The organism is Exiguobacterium sp. HSB13, from assembly GCF_056764755.1.
Genome location: NZ_JBUZOM010000001.1, coordinates 1,489,774 through 1,508,075, shown reverse-complemented (window position 1 = coordinate 1,508,075; position 18,302 = coordinate 1,489,774). Strand labels below are relative to the sequence as shown.

General features: G+C 48.2%; 19 protein-coding genes, 1 other RNA gene and 1 other annotated feature. Of the genes, 18 read left to right on the top strand and 2 right to left on the bottom strand.

Annotated features, from left to right (window positions below):
- The first annotated feature begins 19 nt into the window (after positions 1 to 19).
- The 4 genes from ACZGCQ_RS08145 (at position 20) to ACZGCQ_RS08130 (ending at position 3,202) form a co-directional block, all read left to right on the top strand.
- Positions 20 to 604 carry a DNA-3-methyladenine glycosylase gene (locus tag ACZGCQ_RS08145; protein WP_481265989.1) on the top strand — a complete coding sequence of 195 codons (585 nt, stop codon included), beginning with the start codon at positions 20 to 22 and terminating at the stop codon, positions 602 to 604.
- Between the two features lie 291 nt (positions 605 to 895).
- A complete protein-coding gene (locus ACZGCQ_RS08140; protein ID WP_481265988.1) occupies positions 896 to 2,080 on the top strand; it encodes a DASH family cryptochrome in 1,185 nt (394 codons plus the stop codon).
- A gap of 74 nt (positions 2,081 to 2,154) precedes the next feature.
- Positions 2,155 to 2,344: non-coding RNA, 6S RNA (ssrS, locus tag ACZGCQ_RS08135), on the top strand.
- 93 nt (positions 2,345 to 2,437) lie between these two features.
- Positions 2,438 to 3,202 (top strand): tRNA threonylcarbamoyladenosine dehydratase, encoded by a 765-nt coding sequence (locus ACZGCQ_RS08130; RefSeq protein WP_023468920.1) that lies wholly within the window; start codon positions 2,438 to 2,440, stop codon positions 3,200 to 3,202.
- 11 nt (positions 3,203 to 3,213) lie between these two features.
- Here ACZGCQ_RS08130 and ACZGCQ_RS08125 read toward each other — a convergent pair whose 3' ends face one another.
- Positions 3,214 to 4,551 carry a replication-associated recombination protein A gene (locus ACZGCQ_RS08125; RefSeq protein ID WP_047393656.1) on the bottom strand — a complete coding sequence of 446 codons (1,338 nt, stop codon included), beginning with the start codon at positions 4,549 to 4,551 and terminating at the stop codon, positions 3,214 to 3,216.
- A 60-nt stretch (positions 4,552 to 4,611) separates the two neighbouring features.
- Between ACZGCQ_RS08125 and cymR the strand changes: the two genes are divergently transcribed.
- From cymR to ACZGCQ_RS08105, 4 genes are read left to right on the top strand one after another with little or no spacing between them, the layout of a single operon-like run.
- The gene (cymR, locus tag ACZGCQ_RS08120) at positions 4,612 to 5,019 is read left to right on the top strand and encodes a cysteine metabolism transcriptional regulator CymR (protein ID WP_029342236.1); all 408 of its coding nucleotides are present in this window, start codon (positions 4,612 to 4,614) and stop codon (positions 5,017 to 5,019) included.
- A 13-nt stretch (positions 5,020 to 5,032) separates the two neighbouring features.
- On the top strand, positions 5,033 to 6,160 hold the full coding sequence (locus ACZGCQ_RS08115) for a cysteine desulfurase family protein (RefSeq protein ID WP_481265987.1): 1,128 nt from the start codon (positions 5,033 to 5,035) through the stop codon (positions 6,158 to 6,160).
- A 16-nt stretch (positions 6,161 to 6,176) separates the two neighbouring features.
- The gene (gene mnmA / locus ACZGCQ_RS08110) at positions 6,177 to 7,298 is read left to right on the top strand and encodes a tRNA 2-thiouridine(34) synthase MnmA (RefSeq protein WP_029342234.1); all 1,122 of its coding nucleotides are present in this window, start codon (positions 6,177 to 6,179) and stop codon (positions 7,296 to 7,298) included.
- Between the two features lie 13 nt (positions 7,299 to 7,311).
- Positions 7,312 to 7,977, top strand: coding sequence for a tetratricopeptide repeat protein (locus tag ACZGCQ_RS08105; RefSeq protein ID WP_023468915.1), 666 nt, complete (start codon positions 7,312 to 7,314; stop codon positions 7,975 to 7,977).
- Positions 7,978 to 8,021: 44 nt separating this feature from the next.
- On the opposite strand, the gene ACZGCQ_RS08100 is transcribed toward ACZGCQ_RS08105, so the two are convergent.
- Positions 8,022 to 8,570: a VOC family protein gene (locus tag ACZGCQ_RS08100; protein WP_029342232.1), complete on the bottom strand. Its 549-nt coding sequence runs from the start codon at positions 8,568 to 8,570 to the stop codon at positions 8,022 to 8,024.
- Between the two features lie 116 nt (positions 8,571 to 8,686).
- Between ACZGCQ_RS08100 and recD2 the strand changes: the two genes are divergently transcribed.
- The 10 genes from recD2 (at position 8,687) to greA (ending at position 18,301) form a co-directional block, all read left to right on the top strand.
- A complete protein-coding gene (gene recD2, locus ACZGCQ_RS08095) occupies positions 8,687 to 10,912 on the top strand; it encodes an SF1B family DNA helicase RecD2 (protein ID WP_047393660.1) in 2,226 nt (741 codons plus the stop codon).
- Between the two features lie 42 nt (positions 10,913 to 10,954).
- Positions 10,955 to 11,165, top strand: a binding site (T-box leader).
- Between the two features lie 57 nt (positions 11,166 to 11,222).
- On the top strand, positions 11,223 to 13,865 hold the full coding sequence (gene alaS / locus ACZGCQ_RS08090; RefSeq protein WP_029342230.1) for an alanine--tRNA ligase: 2,643 nt from the start codon (positions 11,223 to 11,225) through the stop codon (positions 13,863 to 13,865).
- 34 nt (positions 13,866 to 13,899) lie between these two features.
- Positions 13,900 to 14,169, top strand: coding sequence for an IreB family regulatory phosphoprotein (locus tag ACZGCQ_RS08085; RefSeq protein ID WP_029342229.1), 270 nt, complete (start codon positions 13,900 to 13,902; stop codon positions 14,167 to 14,169).
- Positions 14,166 to 14,588: a Holliday junction resolvase RuvX gene (ruvX, locus tag ACZGCQ_RS08080; protein ID WP_023468910.1), complete on the top strand. Its 423-nt coding sequence runs from the start codon at positions 14,166 to 14,168 to the stop codon at positions 14,586 to 14,588. Before ACZGCQ_RS08085 ends, ruvX begins: the two co-directional genes overlap by 4 nt.
- A gap of 14 nt (positions 14,589 to 14,602) precedes the next feature.
- Complete coding sequence (locus ACZGCQ_RS08075) at positions 14,603 to 14,890, top strand: DUF1292 domain-containing protein (protein WP_023468909.1); 288 nt, start codon at positions 14,603 to 14,605, stop codon at positions 14,888 to 14,890.
- On the top strand, positions 14,877 to 15,170 hold the full coding sequence (locus ACZGCQ_RS08070) for a DUF1292 domain-containing protein (RefSeq protein ID WP_023468908.1): 294 nt from the start codon (positions 14,877 to 14,879) through the stop codon (positions 15,168 to 15,170). Before ACZGCQ_RS08075 ends, ACZGCQ_RS08070 begins: the two co-directional genes overlap by 14 nt.
- A gap of 78 nt (positions 15,171 to 15,248) precedes the next feature.
- Positions 15,249 to 16,397, top strand: coding sequence for an endolytic transglycosylase MltG (gene mltG, locus ACZGCQ_RS08065; protein ID WP_029342227.1), 1,149 nt, complete (start codon positions 15,249 to 15,251; stop codon positions 16,395 to 16,397).
- A gap of 71 nt (positions 16,398 to 16,468) precedes the next feature.
- Positions 16,469 to 17,107, top strand: a complete 639-nt coding sequence (locus tag ACZGCQ_RS08060; RefSeq protein ID WP_081834729.1) for an O-methyltransferase — start codon at positions 16,469 to 16,471, stop codon at positions 17,105 to 17,107.
- A gap of 16 nt (positions 17,108 to 17,123) precedes the next feature.
- Positions 17,124 to 17,771 (top strand): uridine kinase, encoded by a 648-nt coding sequence (gene udk / locus ACZGCQ_RS08055; RefSeq protein WP_023468905.1) that lies wholly within the window; start codon positions 17,124 to 17,126, stop codon positions 17,769 to 17,771.
- Between the two features lie 56 nt (positions 17,772 to 17,827).
- On the top strand, positions 17,828 to 18,301 hold the full coding sequence (greA, locus tag ACZGCQ_RS08050) for a transcription elongation factor GreA (RefSeq protein WP_029342224.1): 474 nt from the start codon (positions 17,828 to 17,830) through the stop codon (positions 18,299 to 18,301).
- Position 18,302 lies beyond the last annotated feature (1 nt).

The following is an 18,302-nucleotide window of genomic DNA, read 5'->3' as shown; positions in this document are numbered from 1 at the left end:
CATGAAGGAGGACGAACGGATGGAACGACAGTTTTTTGAGCGCTCACCGGTTGAAGTCGGTCCAGATTTCTTAGGAACACAGATCACCATCGATGAGGTGACGATGCGGATCGTCGAAGTCGAAGCCTATCTTGGTCCTCACGATCAAGCCGCTCATTCGTTTTCCGGGAAACCTACGAAACGGACGGCACCAATGTTCGGTCCACCGGGACATCTCTATGTTTATTTCACATATGGTATGCATCATTGCATGAACATCGTTTGTGGTCACGAAGGGGAAGGATACGGACTGTTGTTACGAGGTGCCGAAATCATCAGGGGTCATGATCGGGTCGCTGAACGTCGTTTTGGTTGTTCCTACGCAGAGTTGACAGCGGTGCAACAACGCAATCTCGTCAATGGACCAGCGAAACTGTGCCAAGGGTTCGGTCTAACGACAGCTGATTCAGGTCAAGATCTTTATCAAGCCCGTTTTCGACTCGTTGCTGACCCGGTCGATGCAATCGTCCAGACGACTCGCATCGGTATCCCGAATGCAGGAGAAGCGACAGCCTATCCATGGCGGTTCTATGTAGAGGCGAGTGAGGGTGTCAGTAAACGTTAAAAAAATGGACGCTCCGGTAAGGAGACGTCCATTTTTTATTTAGGATTGTTAATTGATTTTTTAGACTGCTGTTTTTTATAGAATTTATAGACGATTGGTCCAACCGTCGTTACAAGCGTCATTAAAGTTCTGAGTTTACCGCGTTTTGCTGCCATTGATTCATTCACTCCTCTGGTTTGTTGTACTAATCATATTCCACGAAAACAACGTCTTAAAACCTCATCGGCACATTAAGTGGTTTTCCAAATACTATAGTCGGGTCATAGTATAAAGAGAGGGGAGACGATCAATATGGGAGCAGTTGTTTGGTATCGTCATGATTTACGTGTTGATGATCATGAGGCACTTCGGAGTGCATGTGAAGAACAGGGCGTCATTCGTGCCGTATACGTCAAAGATCAAAAGAAACGCGATTTTAAAAGAGGTACACATCAAGAACGGTTCGAACAAGAGACACTTGAGAACTTAGCGGGTCACCTGTCTCAAATCGGGATTACGCTAGATATAGTAGAAGGGGAGACAAGTGAGGTACTCGATTCTTATCTGCAAGCGGATGATACCGTCTATTTCCATAAGATGACCGGAACAGAAGAAGCGACAAGTGAGCAGTATATCGAAGACAGATATACCGTCCGCTCTTTTGAAACACAGACGTTACATCGTCGGGAAGATATCGGAAGTGATGAATTAAAGCGCGTCTTTACGGCATTTCGAAAACGGGTCGAGGCGAAAGGGACCTTCTATGATCCACTCGATCCACCAAACGGTATTCAGTTAGTAAAAGAAGAATCGGTCGAAGCGAATCCCGAAATCGCGTTCCCGTTCCGTGGTGGAGAGTCAGCAGGGAGAGCGCGCCTTCAGGAATACCTTGCTGAGCCTGTATTCACCTATAAAGAAACACGGAATGGGTTCTTACGAAATGATTCTTCGAAGCTGTCTGCCTGGCTAGCGAACGGTTCACTCTCACCGCGCCGCGTCATGGCTGAATTACAAGAAGCCGAGCGAAAAAAGGGAGCGAATGAATCGACGTACTGGTTGTATTTCGAACTGTTATGGCGTGACTTCTTCCATTTGACGATGCGTGAGACGGGAAGCCGTCTGTTCCGGTCGAGTGGATTACAAGAAGGTCAATACACATGGAAGACGGACCAAGCAGCGGTCAAAAGCTGGATAGAAGGAAAAACCGGTGTGCCATTCGTCGATGCCTTCATGAACGAGATTCGCGAGACGGGGTGGATGTCGAATCGCGGCAGGCAAATCGTTGCCAGTTATCTGATTCATGAATTAAAGCAGGACTGGCGTATCGGAGCGCGGTATTTCGAACAGCAGTTGGTCGACTATGATGTCGCTTCGAACTATGGAAACTGGGCGTTCATCGCGGGTGTCGGGAATGCGACACGCACACCACGATTCGATCCCGCATTCCAACAACAAAGATATGATCCGAATCAACACTTCACGAAACGCTGGACCTGAAAAAAGCATCTTTTTCTGGAGTGGGAAGTAGTTGCATTTCAGAAGGGAGGATGCTATATTAAATGCATCAGATGGGGTTCCTGAATTGTACGAGAGCCGCCTTTTATCTTTGAGCCACTCTTTTTTGATAGGGAGTTTGACGTTCCAACTAGTAGTACATGCCTCGTAACACAGCAGGAGGACGTACGAATAGGAATCGGATAAGACACCCACCTGCACAGCAGGTTCAAAAATAAGGTATCGACACGGCACTTCGGGTCCCATCGTCTTATTATTTTATTGTTTGACACGTCGCATGACGTTTTTTTTTATGATATAATTCCGAGTAAAACAGTATGAGTATTGTGAGGTTATGAGATGTTACATCAATTTTCGCGTAATGAACTAGCAATCGGTAAAACTGGACTTGACGCATTGGCATCCAAGTCTGTCGCTATTCTGGGAATCGGTGGTGTTGGATCGTTCTCAGCAGAAGCACTTGCCCGCAGTGGCGTAGGTCGTTTGATTCTCGTCGATAAGGATGATATCGACATCACAAACGTCAACCGACAAATCCATGCTTTGCTTCCGACGGTTGGTCAACCGAAGGTCGATGCGATGGCAGAGCGTCTTGCGTTAATCAATCCGGATCTTGAAATCGTTCGTTTGAAGATGTTCTACAACGAAGAGACATTCGAGTCGTTCTTCGAACAGCAACCGGATTATGTCATCGATGCATCGGATACGGTCTCGTTCAAAATTCACTTGATTCAGGAATGTAAGAAACGCAACATTCCGATCATCTCAAGCATGGGGATGGCGAACAAGATGGATCCGACACGCATCAAGATCGTTGACATCAAAGATACAAGTTATGATCCATTGGCGAAGGTCATTCGGACGAAACTCCGGAAAGCCGGTATTCATAAGGGTGTTCCTGTCGTCTTCTCCGATGAACCGCCTGTTAAGATCATCGAAGAAGTCCGTCAAGTCGTCGGAAATGATGCGGCTGCAATTCGTAAGGCAAAGATGCCGCCAAGTTCAAATGCGTTCGTTCCATCAGTTGGTGGATTGATCGCAGCGAGCTACGTCATCAACGAGATCGTCCGTGAAGCCGGCGTGACGATCGAACGCGTTCGTTAAAAAAAGCGACCTTATGGTCGCTTTTTCTGATGTGTGGCTGTTTGTTTGTTCCAAAAATCAAGTCGAGCTTGCAGTTGTTTCTCAAAACCGCGTGGGCTAGGACGATAAAAGACCGGTTTTGTCCGGGCAAGATTCTCAGGCCAGTAATTTTGTGGCACATAGGCATGTTCGAAGTCGTGCGGATATTGATAGGTGACGCCATTCCCAAGTGCCGCTGCCCCCGGATGATGAGCATCGCGCAAGTGCGGCGGAACCGGTCCACCGTCCGAACGACGAACGAGTGTCAATGCTTGATCAATCGCTGAGATGACAGCATTCGACTTCGGTGCTGTCGCGAGATATAAGACCGTTTCAGCGAGCGGAATTCGTGCTTCCGGGAAACCGACGTATTCACAAGCACGGGCACACGCATCGACCATCAGTAAAGCTTGCGGATCAGACAGACCGATGTCTTCTGCCGCATGGACATAGAGACGACGAACGATGAAACGTGGACTTTCGCCCGCTTCAATCATGACGGCAAGCCAGTAAAGCGCGGCGTCAGGATCGGAACCCCGAATCGATTTGATGAAGGCAGAGATGACATCGTAATGCCGATCGCCGTCCTTATCGTACTTCAATGCTTTTTGCTGAATCGATTCCTCGGCGACAGCGAGGTCGATCGTGATCTGACCATCGATTTCCGGTGTTGTTAAGACGGCGAGTTCAAGTGCATTCAATAATGCTCGGTAATCGCCATCTGACAACTTGACGTAATGATCGATTGCATCATCTGTGATCGTAATCGGATATTTGCCAAGACCACGCTCTTCGTCCTTTAAGGTCCGGTCGAGGACGATTCGTAAATCGTCTGCCGTCGGTGGTTCAAAACGAAAGACCGTTGCCCGCGATAAGAGAGCGGCATTGACCTCAAAACTCGGATTTTCCGTCGTCGCGCCGATTAACGTGATTGTACCCGCTTCAAGCGCCGGCAGTAAGGCGTCTTGTTGCATCTTATTGAATCGATGGATCTCATCGAGAAAGAGAATCGTTTTTTGATCCTCGAACTGAAGACGGGCTTCGGCTGCTTTTAGAATTTCCCGTAATTGTTCCAGTTTCGCCGTGACCGCATTCAATTGCTCGAATGCTGATTTCGTATAACTAGAGATAACGCGCGCGAGCGTTGTCTTACCGGTACCCGGTGGACCGTAAAAAATGACGGTTCCGAGACGATCGGCTAAGATGGCACGCCGTAGGAGCGTCGTTTCTCCAATCAGATGGCGTTGTCCGACGATTTCATCCAGATTCTGCGGACGCATTCGATTCGCGAGCGGTCCGGCAGGTGACTGGGATTCAAATAAATGTGCCATACACATACGCTCCTTCCACTTTTAGCTACTACTATACTAGAAAGGATGATCCTTCGCATGATGAAAATCTCGACGAAAGGGCGATATGGTCTGACGATCATGATCGCACTCGCGAAAGAAGCTGAATCTAAACCACTGTCTCTAAAAAAAATCGCGCAGATGTATGACCTATCTGAGCATTATCTCGAACAGTTGATTGCACCCCTTCGTAATGGAGGGCTCGTCAAAAGTGTCCGTGGTGCTTACGGCGGGTATAAGCTCGGTCGTGAAGCGCAAAACATCACAGCGGGTGAAATCATCCGCCTGCTTGAAGGACCACTCGTCGTCGTCGAAGGTGATGCGTGTGACGAGGTCACGAAACGCAAGCTTTGGGATAAAATCCAGCAAGCGGTCGATCAAGTACTCGATTCAACGACGCTACAAGACTTAGCGGAAGAAGAAGATACAGGATACATGTTCTATATTTGAGAGGTGAAAACGAATGAATTACTTTGACCATTCGGCGACGACGCCGATGCGTCCGGAAGTCCTTGAGGCGATGACGCCTTATTTGCTCGAACAGTATGGCAATCCATCGAGTGTCCACGCGGCTGGTCGGTCTGCTCGGGCAGCAATTGACAAAGCACGTCGACAGATCGCACAAGAATTGAATTCGAAACCAACTGAACTGATTTTTACGAGTGGTGGCACGGAATCGGATAATTATGCGATCTTTGGTGCAGCTGAGGCGGCGCGTGAAAAAGGGCGTCATCTCATTACGACACGGTTTGAGCACCATGCTGTATTGCATGCGTTCGAAGAGCTCGAAAAACAAGGCTATGACGTCACGTATCTCGATGTACCGTCGTCTGGCGTCGTCTCATTGGCTGCCTTGCAAGAAGCGGTACGGGAAGATACGACTCTCGTCTCGATCATGTTCGGCAACAATGAAGTCGGAACGATTCAGCCGATTGCGGCATTTGGTCAATTTTTACGGGAACGCGGTATTTTGTTCCATACGGACGCGGTGCAAGTGTTCGGAAAACAAGCAATCGATGTCGAAGCGTTACAGGTCGATCTCTTATCCGCGTCTGCTCATAAAATCAATGGTCCAAAAGGAATCGGGCTATTGTATGTACGGACTGGTGTGAAGTTAGCTCCTCAAACGTTTGGTGGAGAACAGGAACGCAAGCGTCGCGCAGGAACGGAGAACGTACCGGGAATCGTCGGTTTAGCGAAGGCGCTCGAACTGATGGTAGCAGAGCGCGATCAACAACAGGACCACATCAAACAACTGCGTAGCATTTTGCTAACGCGTTTGGATGAAAGTGGCGTCACTTACGAAGTCAATGGTGTGGAAGGATTACCGAATGTCCTCAATCTTTACTTCCCGCAGATTGAGATCGAACCGTTCTTGATCATGCTCGATATGCGCCAGATGGCCGTATCGAGCGGGAGTGCATGCACGGCAGGATCCGTCGAACCTTCGCATGTCTTATCGGCGATGTATGGCGAAGAGGAACGAACACGGGCATCGGTCCGGATCAGTTTTGGTCACGGAAATGAGGTCGCGCAAGTCGAACTACTCGCACAAGCCTTGCAAGATGTCGTAAAATCGTTTCAGAATTAACTAAGAGGTGAAGTAAATGAATACACGAGCGAAAGCCCCGAGTGAAACGACAGTCGTCGTTGGGATGTCGGGCGGTGTCGATTCTTCTGTGACGGCTCATTTATTAAAAGAGCAAGGTTATAACGTCATCGGAATCTTCATGAAAAACTGGGATGACACGGATGAAAACGGCTTTTGTACGGCGACGGAAGATTATGAAGACGTCATCGCCGTAGCCAACCAAATCGGCATTCCGTATTATGCGGTCAATTTCGAGAAAGAGTACTGGGATAAGGTCTTCACGTACTTCCTCGATGAATATAAACTCGGTCGGACACCGAATCCGGACGTCATGTGTAACAAGGAAATCAAGTTCAAGGCCTTCCTCGATCACGCGATGCGTCTTGGTGCCGATTTCGTCGCGACAGGACACTATGCGCGTGCTGTCTATGAAGACGGAGAACATAAATTGCTTCGAGGCGTGGATGCAAACAAGGATCAAACGTATTTCTTGAATCAATTGTCGCAAGAGCAGATCGCGAAGGCGATGTTCCCGATCGGACACATGGAAAAATCAGAAGTACGCCGGATCGCAGAAGAAGCGAACCTCGCGACAGCGAAGAAAAAAGACTCGACAGGCATTTGCTTCATCGGCGAGCGGAACTTCAAACAGTTCCTCGGTCAATATCTGCCGGCGCAACCCGGTGAAATGCGGACGCTTGATGGGAACGTCATGGGACGTCACGATGGATTGATGTACTATACGATGGGACAACGTCATGGACTTGGTATCGGTGGCGACGGAGAACCTTGGTTCGTCGTTGGGAAAAACCTAAAAGAGAACATTCTCTATGTCGATCAAGGATTCCATAACGAATTGTTGTATTCGGAAGGATTGCTTGCTTCAGATGTCAGTTGGACGTCTGAGCGTCCGGTCGGTGAGACATTCCGTTGTACAGCGAAATTCCGTTACCGTCAACAAGACACAGCCGTCACGGTTCGTGTCCTCGAAGATGGACTCGATGTCTCGTTTGACGAGCGTCAACGGGCAATCACACCAGGACAAGCGGTCGTGTTCTATGATGGAGACATCTGCCTCGGTGGTGCGACGATCGATGCAGCCTATAAAGCAGGCGAACGCCTCGCTTATCTCGCGTAAGGAGCAAAAGAAGATGAACTATAATGAAGTAGGATTCCGGCATCTAGAAGCTGGAAATTATGAATTAGCAGCGCAAGCGTTCAACGACGCAATCGAAGAAAATCCAAAAGATCCGACGGCGTACGTCAATCTCGGAACATTACTCCAATCGATGAACGACGCTGATCGTGCCCTTCGTTTTTATGACCGGGCGCTGATGATCGATAATACGTTCGCAAGTGCCTATTATGCAAAAGGGGCGCTGTTCTTTGCTGCCGATCAACTCGTCGAAGCAGAGGAATCATTGCGGGCAGCGTTATTATATGGACTTGACGACGCGGATCTCCATTTTATGCTTGGGATGACGTATCAAAAACTTGGTGATCCTGTACGTGGCTTACCTCGTCTACAACGTGCGTCAGAATTGAACGGTGTCGATATCGAGATCGCGTTCCAATACGGGCTTGCCTTAGCGCAAAACGAGAAGTTGGAAGAAGCGGTCGAGATGTTCGAGCACGTCTTGATGCTTGACGAAACGCATACGGATGCACGGTACAACTATGCAATCGCGCTTGCTTTCCTCGGTCAACAGGAAGCGTGTTATGCAGAACTTGAAGCCGTTCTTGCCTACCAGCCGGAACACGCCCTTGCGCGAGATGCAAAAGCGAAGATGGATGCGTTATTAAAACAAGCAGACTGATCCAAAAAAGACGATTCCATCTGGAGTCGTCTTTTTTATGCTATTTAATTCCCGACTTCACGGATGACACGAAGTGGTGGACCGGAAAAGTCTTCATAGGCTTCATCCATGTTTTTCGTGTACAGTTCGATGACGTTATTTTCCGTATCCTTGAAATAAGCCGAATGCTCTTTTTGATTCGAAGTCTCCTGTTCATCCCACTCTCTGAGCTTCACGGTGATCGAAGCTTCGCGCAGTTGATTCAAGGCTTGTTGGAACTCTTCCTTCTCAACGTAGAAAGCACAGTGGACATGGACACCACCTTCATCGTACAACGTGTCCCATTCGGACACTGGTAAGTGTTTGACCGTTCGTTCTTCCATCGTGAAGTCTCGCTTCAGCCATAGACCGAGTCGGGTGTTACCGCCAATGTAGAGCCACGTTGCCCAGACTCCATCCTGTTTAGATTGTTCCTTGCTCGGTTCTGCATCCTCAGGTGCCCATTGCTCGACGATTGGAATACCAAGTGTCCCATTCCAAAAGCCGACCGCACGGTCCATATCCTCGACTTCCAGTACTAATTCACACAATCCTGCAATCGGTAAACGTGCCATCCTTGAACTCCTCCTCTTAACGAAATGTTTCACGGTATCTTTCCCTGATTTAAAATCCGGTAAACGAATGCTATGATGAAAGCAGCGAATGAAAAAGAGAGAAAGAAGGTGGAGTGATGGAGCACCCCCATCAAGTCGTCGGGCGCGTCAAACGTGTGCTCTTTTCTTCTGAAGAAGAAGCACACTCCATTGTATTGGTCGCTGTCAAAGAAAAGAACTTTGAACTGAAAGAAACCGAGCTCGTTATCACGGGTACAGGGGTCGGAATCGAACTCGGAGGAACGTATCAAGCATTCGGTCGTCTCGTTGATCATCCCCGCTTCGGAAAACAACTGAAGGCGGAGCTGATTCGTCGATCGGTTCCGATGACAAAACAGGCAACGATCCGCTTCTTGACGAATGGTTCGTTCACCGGCATTGGTCCGAAGACAGCGAAAAATATCGTCGATGCTCTCGGAGAAGAGGCAGTGGACCTCATTTTGAAGGATGAGCGAGTACTGAATCAGGTGCCTGGGTTAAAACAAAAACAAGCCGATATCATATTGAGTCGACTCGCTACGTTATACGGTGTCGATCAGTTGATGCTATTCTTAGCGCCGTTTGATGTCACGCCGAAGCTAGCGGCAAAGATTTATGCTGCTTACGAAGGGGACGCCATGGCGCGAATTCGAGAGAATCCGTATTCCTTGATGTATGAAGTGAACGGGATTGGTTTTAAAACAGCCGATCATATCGCGTCACATCTCGGACTTGTCGGATTACATCCGGAACGTGTCGCTGCTTCAATCATGCATATATTAGAACAAGAAGCAGGAGAGGGACATGCCTTTGCGACGGTCGACTCACTATTACAACGGGCACCCCGGTTGCTTGGTGAAGACCCAGGAGAACGGCTGGAACAAGCGATTGAACTGTTGCTCGCTGAAGATAAGGTCAAGCTTGAAGAAGGTTGTTTGTATTTACCGACGATCTTTTATGCGGAAGTCCGAGCGGCGAAAGAACTGGCTCGCGTCATGGCGAACGGTGCCGAACAGGAAGTCGATGTCGCGACAATCCTTGAAGCGATTGGGCACCTCGAAGAACAGTTTGGCATGGAATATGCCGCACAGCAGCGGGAAGCGATCGAGTTAGCGGTCAAAGCACCGTTGATGGTTCTGACCGGTGGACCAGGGACCGGTAAGACGACCGTCATCAAGGGAATTTTACATGCCTTGCAAGAAATTCATGATTGGCCACTTGAGAAAAGTCGCGTCAAGACGGGAGATGTCTATCCGTATGTTCTTGTTGCACCGACCGGACGCGCCGCTAAACGTTTGTCGGAAGCAACGGACGTTCCAGCGATGACGATTCATCGTCTGTTGAAGTATGACGGAACGAACTTCCAACTGAATGAAGATCAGCCGATCACGGGAAAAGTACTGATCATCGATGAGTCATCAATGATTGATATCTACTTGTTATCGAGTCTGCTCCGTGCTGTTCCGAACGGTATGAAAATTTTGTTCGTCGGTGACCGCGATCAGTTGCCATCCGTAGGTCCTGGGCAGGTACTGGCAGACTTGATGGACACGGAAGGGATTCCTGTCGTTCGTCTGAACGTCGTCCATCGCCAAGCGGAAGATTCTTCGATTTTACGGCTTGCCCACGATTTGAAGAACCGGACGACGTCTGCTGATTTGTTGGCACCACTTGCGGATCGTCGCTTCTATACCGCGTCTCCGCAAGAGACGTTACGCGGTATTTCAGCTTTCGCAGAAAAAGCACTTGCGAAAGGCTATTCGAAATTCGATGTTCAGATTCTTGCACCGACTTACCGTGGTCAAGTCGGAATCGACGAATTAAATGTCGCCTTGCAACGCGTCTACAACCCGGAAGAACCAAAGAAACGGGAAGTTAAACAAGGCACGCGGATTTACCGGACCGGAGATAAGATTCTCCAGCTCGTCAACAATGCAGAAGAAAACGTTTATAACGGAGATATCGGAGAAATCGTCAACATCTTCTTCGCTAAAGAGAATGTCGACAAGGTTGATAAGATCATCGCCCGCTTTGACCAGACGGAAGTCGAGTATAACCGAAGTGACTGGGATCAATTCACGCATGCCTATGCGATCACGATCCACAAGGCACAAGGGTCCGAGTTTCCGATTGTCTTGATGCCGGTCTATTTCACGGGGGCATTCAAACATTCTCGAAACTTGATTTATACAGCGGTCACCCGTGCGAAGTCGAGTTTATTATTGTTCGGCGACCCACGAGCGTTTCATAAAGCGTCGCAAGAAGAGGAACCCCGGCGCCGGACACGATTGATTGAACGACTCGGTGGGGTGACAAAGACTTGACGGATGCTGTGCGATAGGTAATAATCACGATAGATGAATGGACGTAACACGTTGATGGAAGATAAGTAAAAGGAAAACTCGAGTCCAGAGAGAAGTGAGTCTGCTGCAATCACTTTCTCGAGTCCCTTTGAAGCTCCTTCCGGAGTCGGGTGTAAACACCTGCGGGTCATCCCCGTTATCAGATGTTCGAGGTAGGCAATGGATTGCTTACGAACGAGGGTGGTACCACGGAAGCGATGCTTTCGTCCCTTTTCAGGGATGAAGACATCGCTTTTTTGCGTCCAAATAAAACCAATGGGGGTAACTGTTCATGAAAGCTCTAAAACCATTAACGGGTGCACAAATCCGTCAGATGTATCTTGATTTCTTCCAAAGCAAAGGACATGCGATCGAACCGAGTGCTTCACTCGTACCGGTCGAAGATCCATCGCTCTTGTGGATCAACTCGGGTGTTGCAACACTCAAGAAATATTTCGATGGTCGTGTTATTCCTGATAATCCACGGATCGTCAACGCACAAAAATCAATCCGGACGAACGATATCGAAAACGTCGGGAAAACAGCGCGTCACCATACATTCTTCGAGATGCTTGGAAACTTCTCCGTCGGTGATTACTTCCGTGAAGATGCAATCAAATGGGGCTGGGAGCTCTTGACGAGTGATGACTGGTACGGTCTTGATCCGGAACGTCTTTCGGTCACGATTCACCCGGAAGATGACGCAGCGCGTCAAATCTGGCTTGAACTCGGCGTACCGGCTGAGCGGATCATTCCACTTGAAGATAACTTCTGGGAAATCGGTGAAGGTCCATCTGGTCCGAACACGGAAATCTTCTTCGATCGTGGTCCAGCTTTCGGAGACGATCCGAACGATTCAGAACTCTACCCAGGTGGCGAAAACGAACGCTATCTCGAGATCTGGAATATCGTCTTCAGTCAATACAACCACGATGGACACGGCAACTATACGGAACTTCCGCGTAAAAACATCGATACAGGGATGGGACTTGAACGGATGGCGTGTGTCATGCAGGACGTGCCGACGAACTTCGATACGGATCTGTTCATGCCGATCATTCATAAGACAGAAGAAATCAGCGGTAAAATCTACCGTGATGATTCGAAACTTGATGTAGCATTCAAAGTCATCGCAGACCACATCCGTACCGTATCATTCGCGATCGGTGATGGTGCGCTTCCTTCGAATGAAGGACGTGGATATGTCCTTCGCCGTTTACTACGCCGTGCGGTGCGTTATGCGAAGATGCTTGGAATCGAGCGTCCGTTCATGTATGAACTCGTCGATACGGTCGGGAACGTCATGGTCGACTTCTACCCACAAGTTCCGGAAAAAGCGGACTTCATCAAACGTGTCATCAAAAACGAAGAAGAACGTTTCCACGAGACACTTCATGACGGTCTTGCAATCTTGAACACAGTCGCTCAGACGTCTAAGGCGAACGGTGAGCATGTCATCAGCGGCGAAGATGCGTTCCGTCTGTATGACACGTATGGTTTCCCACTCGAATTGACAGTCGAGTATGCGGAAGATCATCAGATGTCTGTTGATGAAGAAGGCTTCAAACTAGCGATGGATGCACAACGTCAGCGTGCACGTGCAGCGCGTGAAGAGAGTGGTTCGATGCAACAGCAATCGGAAGTCCTCTCGACGCTAAAAGATAAAAGTACGTTCGTCGGCTATACCGACCTTAAGGCGGATGCAAAAATCATCGCATTAGTGCATGATGGAGAACGAGTCACAGAAGTCGCTGCTGGTGAAGAAGCACAAGTCATTCTCGACATCACGCCGTTCTACGCTGAAAGCGGTGGTGAAGTCGCAGATACAGGAACAATCGAAGGCAAAGACTTCGTTCTTGATGTTAAAGATGTTCAAAAAGCACCAAACGGTCAAAACTTGCATACGGTCATCGTTCGTACAGGGATCGCAACGGAAGCGGCAGATGTCGTTGCAACGGTCGAAGCAGCAGAACGTAAAGCCGTCACGAAAAACCATACGGCAACACACTTGCTTCATAAAGCATTGAAAGATACGCTCGGAACACACGTTAACCAAGCGGGATCACTCGTTTCTCCAGAACGTCTTCGTTTCGACTTCTCACACTTCGGTGCAGTGACACAAGAAGAGTTGACGAAGATTGAACAAGACGTCAACCAAGCAATCTGGGCATCGCTACCGGTCGATATCGAAGAGATGAACATCGCTGATGCAAAAGCAAAAGGCGCGATGGCATTGTTCGGTGAGAAGTACGGTGAAACGGTCCGTGTCGTTTCAGCAGGCACATACTCGATCGAGTTGTGTGGCGGAATCCACGTCGGGAACACAGCTGAAATCGGCTTGTTCAAGATTGTTTCGGAGTCTGGTATCGGTGCAGGTACACGCCGAATCGAAGCGGTAACGGGTGCAGGTGCGTATCGTGTCATGAACCAACACTTAGAGACACTCGAACAAGCAGCGGCTGTTCTGAAGACGAAGACGACAGAAGTTCCTGTCCGCATCGAAGCACTGCAACAACAGCTTCGTGAGACGGAACGAGCAAACGAATCGTTGCAAGCAAAACTTGCGAACATCGAAGCTGCTTCATTGAAGGACGATGTTGAGGAAATCAACGGTGTGCGTGTGCTTGCGAAACGCGTCGACGTCTCAGATATGGATGCTCTTCGCGGCATGATGGACGAGTTGAAGAGCTCACTCGGATCAGCAATCATCGTTCTCGGAAGTGCGCAAGGTGAGAAAGTCAATCTCGTCGCAAGCGTCTCAAAAGATTTAATCGACCAAGGCTATCATGCTGGTAAATTGATCAAGGAAGTCGCAACACGCTGCGGTGGTGGCGGTGGCGGTCGCCCTGACATGGCTCAAGCTGGTGGAAAAGATGCGTCGAAATTAGAAGAAGCACTCGCGTACGCTTCACAATACGTGCAATCACTGGCATAATAGAAACGTAGTGTATATGAAAGAGGTGATGAACGTGAGTCAGATGGATCAAACGATGAAATTCAACTTTCCGGAAGACGATAACAAAGCAGCGACACGTGATGTGTTGTTGACGGTCTATCATGCTTTAGAAGAAAAAGGATATCATCCGATCAACCAAATCGTCGGCTATCTCCTTTCGGGAGATCCTGCTTACATTCCTCGTCATAATGACGCACGTAACTTAATTCGTAAGATTGAACGCGACGAATTGCTCGAAGAACTCGTGAAATCTTATTTGGCGGAGAGTGGAAATTCAAAATGAAACGTGCAATGGGACTAGATGTCGGTTCGAAGACGATCGGGGTAGCGGTCAGTGACTTGATGGGCTGGACGGCGCAAGGCGTCGAGACGGTCAAGTGGACGGAACCGGATTACCCAGAAGCCTTCAAACGGCTCGATGTCATCATGAAGACATACAATGTCGAAATCCTAGTCATTGGTCTTCCGAAAAACATGAACGGTTCCATCGGTCCCCGCGCAGAAGCAAGTGAAGCTTTTGCGAAGGAAATCGAACAGCATACCGGGCTTGAAGTCGTCTTCATGGATGAACGGTTGACGACGATGCAAGCAGAACGGATGCTGATCGATGCCGATGTCAGCCGTAAAAAGCGTAAACAAGTCATCGATAAGATGGCTGCCGTCATGATCCTGCAATCGTACTTGGATCGGACGAACCGATGAAGGGGGAGAAACCGATGGCTGAAGAAAAACGTCAGTATCTCTTTCCAGATGAAGAGGGCGGCGAACATCTTTTCGAAGAATGGTACCGTTACTCGAGTGAACGTACAGGAAAAACCTATCTGTTTCTTGAAATGATCGGTAACCCTGACGAAGGAGCAGATGATCTGATCATCTGTGAGATCGATGAATATGGAGAAGGCGAAGATGATTTCGAATTGAGCCTGATCGATGAAAATGATGAGCAAACTTGGGATGAACTCGAGCTTGCGTTAAAGGAGCGGATCACTGATGCAACAGAATGAACCAACACGTTACGTAATTCCGGACGGTGAAGGAAATGATTTCGAATTCGTAGAACGTCTGCGTTATGAAAGCCCACGTTCGAGCAAGACATACATCTTCCTCGAGCCAATCGGAGCAGACTATGACGAAGCAGAAGAAGTCGACATCTTCGTTTACGAACTCGACGAATACGGTGATGGAGACAACGACTTCAACCTCGTACCAATCGATGAAGACGATACAGCGACTTGGGATGAAATCGAAGAAGTCTTTAACACGCTCGAAGACCAGTTAGACTAACCCGACTCATGACAGGTGACGTCGTAAGAGACTTTCTCTTACGATGTCACCTTGTTTTAAGAGAAGAAGGAGGAACCGATGGAGAACGAATGGAAGCAAAATGCTGAAATCGAAAAAAGGCGACGCCGGACATCACGCCGGATTACGCTAATCATCCTTTCTGTATTGTTGACGATTTTTCTAGTTACCAGTGCGGTCATCTATGTCTTTTTGAAAAATGCGCTTGAACCAGTCGATGAAACAGCGACGAAATCCGTAAAAGTCGAAATTCCTTTAGGAGCAGGAACGAGTTCGATTGCTTCTTTACTAAAGGAAAAAGACTTGATTGCAAACGAGACGATTTTCCGTTACTACGTCCGTTACAAGAATGAATCGTCATTCCAAGCGGGTACGTATACACTGTCACAAGCCATGTCCCCGGATGAAATCATTAATGAATTAAAGACGGGAACGGTCATGAAGGCAGCGGATGTGAAAATCACGTTACCTGAAGGCATCACGATGGATCGTCAAATCGCTTTGATCGCGAAAGCAACGAACTTCAAGGAAGAGACGGTCCGTAAAGAATTGACGGATGCGACATTCATCGACAGCATGATTGAAAAATATCCGATGCTGACGGATGAAGTGAAGAAGAATGGTGTCTTGTATGCACTTGAAGGATATCTCTTCCCAGCAACGTATGAGTTTGATAAAGGAAAAAGCATTGATCAAATCGTCGAGACGATGCTCGATGAAACAGAAAAAGTCTACGATGAGAATGCGGATGCCATTCAAAAATCAGGCATGACCTTCCATGAAGTACTCAGTCTCGGTTCCATGGTCGAGCGTGAAGCGGCGACAGCAGATGATCGTCGTGAAATCGCTGGTGTCTTCAAAAATCGATTGGATGACGGCATGAAGTTACAGTCGGATCCAACGGTTTGGTATGGCACAGGTGAAAATACGGCTTTAACGACACTGAAGGATCTCGAGAATAATTCGAAGTACAATACGTATAAGTACGAAGGAATTCCGATTGGTCCGATTTCGACGGTCAGTAAAGATTCGGTACTTGCCGTGTTAAATCCGAATAAAACAAAATATGTCTATTTCTTCGCTCGTCCACCAAGTGATAAACATCCACGCGGACAGATTCTATACGAAGAGACATATGAAGAACATCAACGAAACGTCGTTAAGTATAAGCCGGAATGGGTGGAATACGAAGCGAGTAAAGAGCAATGAGCAACGGGTTGGGTTGAAGCGGGAAGTTCGCTTCAAGTCAACCTGTTTATGCGGAAGAGGGAGTGAATGGCGTGAATGATTTCACGACCTATGTCGAATCAATGATTCATCCTCGAGATGCTCTGTTAGAAGAAATGGAGCGTTATGCGGAAGAAAATCATATACCAATCATCGAACTGACAGGTTCCGAGGTCTTGTTATCGCTCCTGCGATTACAACAACCGAAGCGCATTCTAGAAGTCGGAACTGCAATCGGATATAGTGCGATTCGGATGGCCCGTGCGCTACCGGATGCGCGCATTACGACGATTGAACGAAATGCGAAGCGGTATGAAGAAGCAAAAACCTTCATCGCCCGGTCAGATGTGGCGGACCGGATTGACATCATTTTTGGTGATGCAGTAGAATTAGCCGAAACGCTTGAAGACCAGTTCGATGCGGTCTTCATTGATGCAGCTAAAGGACAGTATAAAAAATTCTTTGCAGGATATGGGCGACTCATTCCTGAGGGCGGCGTGCTCTATACGGATAATCTCTTCTTACACGGAGATGTCCTCGAGTCCGATCCGAAGACATTCGATCGAAGAAGACGTCGACTCGTGCGTCTCGTCAAGGAATTCACGGTCTGGATGATGGAACAAGAACAATACGATACGACGATTTTTCCGCTCGGTGACGGTGTATCCGTCAGTCGGAAAAAGTCGAAATGATGGAGGAACGAATGACATGCAAAAACCGGTAGTAATTGGCGTAGCGGGCGGAACGGGTTCAGGGAAGACGACGGTGGCACGTTCACTCGTCGATGCGTTCCCAAGTGAATCAATCGTCATGATTGAGCAGGACGCGTATTATAAAGATCAAAGTGATTTATCAATGGAGGAGCGGTATCAGACAAACTATGATCACCCGTTTGCTTTTGATAATGGTCTATTGATTGAGCACATTCAGTCGCTCCGTGAAAACATTGCCGTTGAAAAACCGGTATATGACTATGTCGCCCACACGCGGGCACAAGAAACGATTCGTCTCGAACCACGCGATGTCATCATCGTAGAAGGAATTTTAGCGCTTGAAGACGAACGGTTACGGGAACTAATGGATATCAAGGTGTTCGTCGATACGGATGCTGACGTTCGCATTCTTCGTCGGATGCAACGTGATATCAACGAACGTGGACGCTCGATCGACTCAGTCGTTGAGCAGTATACGAACGTCGTTCGTCCGATGCATCTGCAGTTCTGTGAACCAACAAAACGATATGCGGACATCATCGTACCGGAAGGCGGCGAGAATCATGTCGCGATCGATTTACTCGTGACGAAGATTCGAGCGATTCTTGATTATCGTTCAGCACTCGATCAAAGAGGATATTGATTCCAAAAAAGATGTGAATATACTATACTAGTGGAATAAAAAGGAGCGTGACAAAAATGGCAGAAAAGCAATACTACATGACGCTTGAAGGTAAAGCGAACATTGAAAATGAATTGAATGAATTGAAGTCAGTCCGCCGGAAAGAAGTCGTCGAGAACATCAAGATCGCCCGTTCGTTCGGTGACCTTTCAGAGAACGCAGAATACGATTCAGCAAAAGAAGAACAAGCGATGGTCGAAGGCCGGATTGCTCAACTTGAAGAGATGCTTCGTAATGTTGCGATCATCTCGGAAGAAGAGAAGGATATCTCGGTCGTCGGTATCGGAACGACAGTCACTTTCTTGAGTGTCGAAGATAACGAAGAAGATACGTACACAATTGTTGGTAGTGCCGAAGCAGATCCGTTCACAGGTAAAATCTCGAACGAATCACCAATCGCGAAAAGTTTAATGGGGCACCAAGTCGGAGATCAAGTCTCTGTACCAGCACCAGGCGGCGAATACGCAGTAAAAATTACATCGATCAAATAAA

Excerpts from the sequence above, each read along its gene's own strand:
- ACZGCQ_RS08130 (WP_023468920.1), top strand. The coding sequence starts at position 2,438 with ATGTTACATCAATTTTCGCGTAATGAACTAGCAATCGGTAAAACTGGA.
- alaS (WP_029342230.1), top strand. The coding sequence starts at position 11,223 with ATGAAAGCTCTAAAACCATTAACGGGTGCACAAATCCGTCAGATGTAT.
- ACZGCQ_RS08125 (WP_047393656.1), bottom strand. The coding sequence starts at position 4,551 with ATGGCACATTTATTTGAATCCCAGTCACCTGCCGGACCGCTCGCGAAT.
- ACZGCQ_RS08075 (WP_023468909.1), top strand. The coding sequence starts at position 14,603 with ATGGCTGAAGAAAAACGTCAGTATCTCTTTCCAGATGAAGAGGGCGGC.
- ACZGCQ_RS08070 (WP_023468908.1), top strand. The coding sequence starts at position 14,877 with ATGCAACAGAATGAACCAACACGTTACGTAATTCCGGACGGTGAAGGA.
- greA (WP_029342224.1), top strand. The coding sequence starts at position 17,828 with ATGGCAGAAAAGCAATACTACATGACGCTTGAAGGTAAAGCGAACATT.
- recD2 (WP_047393660.1), top strand. The coding sequence starts at position 8,687 with ATGGAGCACCCCCATCAAGTCGTCGGGCGCGTCAAACGTGTGCTCTTT.
- ruvX (WP_023468910.1), top strand. The coding sequence starts at position 14,166 with ATGAAACGTGCAATGGGACTAGATGTCGGTTCGAAGACGATCGGGGTA.
- udk (WP_023468905.1), top strand. The coding sequence starts at position 17,124 with ATGCAAAAACCGGTAGTAATTGGCGTAGCGGGCGGAACGGGTTCAGGG.
- ACZGCQ_RS08105 (WP_023468915.1), top strand. The coding sequence starts at position 7,312 with ATGAACTATAATGAAGTAGGATTCCGGCATCTAGAAGCTGGAAATTAT.
- cymR (WP_029342236.1), top strand. The coding sequence starts at position 4,612 with ATGAAAATCTCGACGAAAGGGCGATATGGTCTGACGATCATGATCGCA.
- mltG (WP_029342227.1), top strand. The coding sequence starts at position 15,249 with ATGGAGAACGAATGGAAGCAAAATGCTGAAATCGAAAAAAGGCGACGC.
- ACZGCQ_RS08140 (WP_481265988.1), top strand. The coding sequence starts at position 896 with ATGGGAGCAGTTGTTTGGTATCGTCATGATTTACGTGTTGATGATCAT.
- ACZGCQ_RS08100 (WP_029342232.1), bottom strand. The coding sequence starts at position 8,570 with ATGGCACGTTTACCGATTGCAGGATTGTGTGAATTAGTACTGGAAGTC.
- mnmA (WP_029342234.1), top strand. The coding sequence starts at position 6,177 with ATGAATACACGAGCGAAAGCCCCGAGTGAAACGACAGTCGTCGTTGGG.
- ACZGCQ_RS08115 (WP_481265987.1), top strand. The coding sequence starts at position 5,033 with ATGAATTACTTTGACCATTCGGCGACGACGCCGATGCGTCCGGAAGTC.
- ACZGCQ_RS08145 (WP_481265989.1), top strand. The coding sequence starts at position 20 with ATGGAACGACAGTTTTTTGAGCGCTCACCGGTTGAAGTCGGTCCAGAT.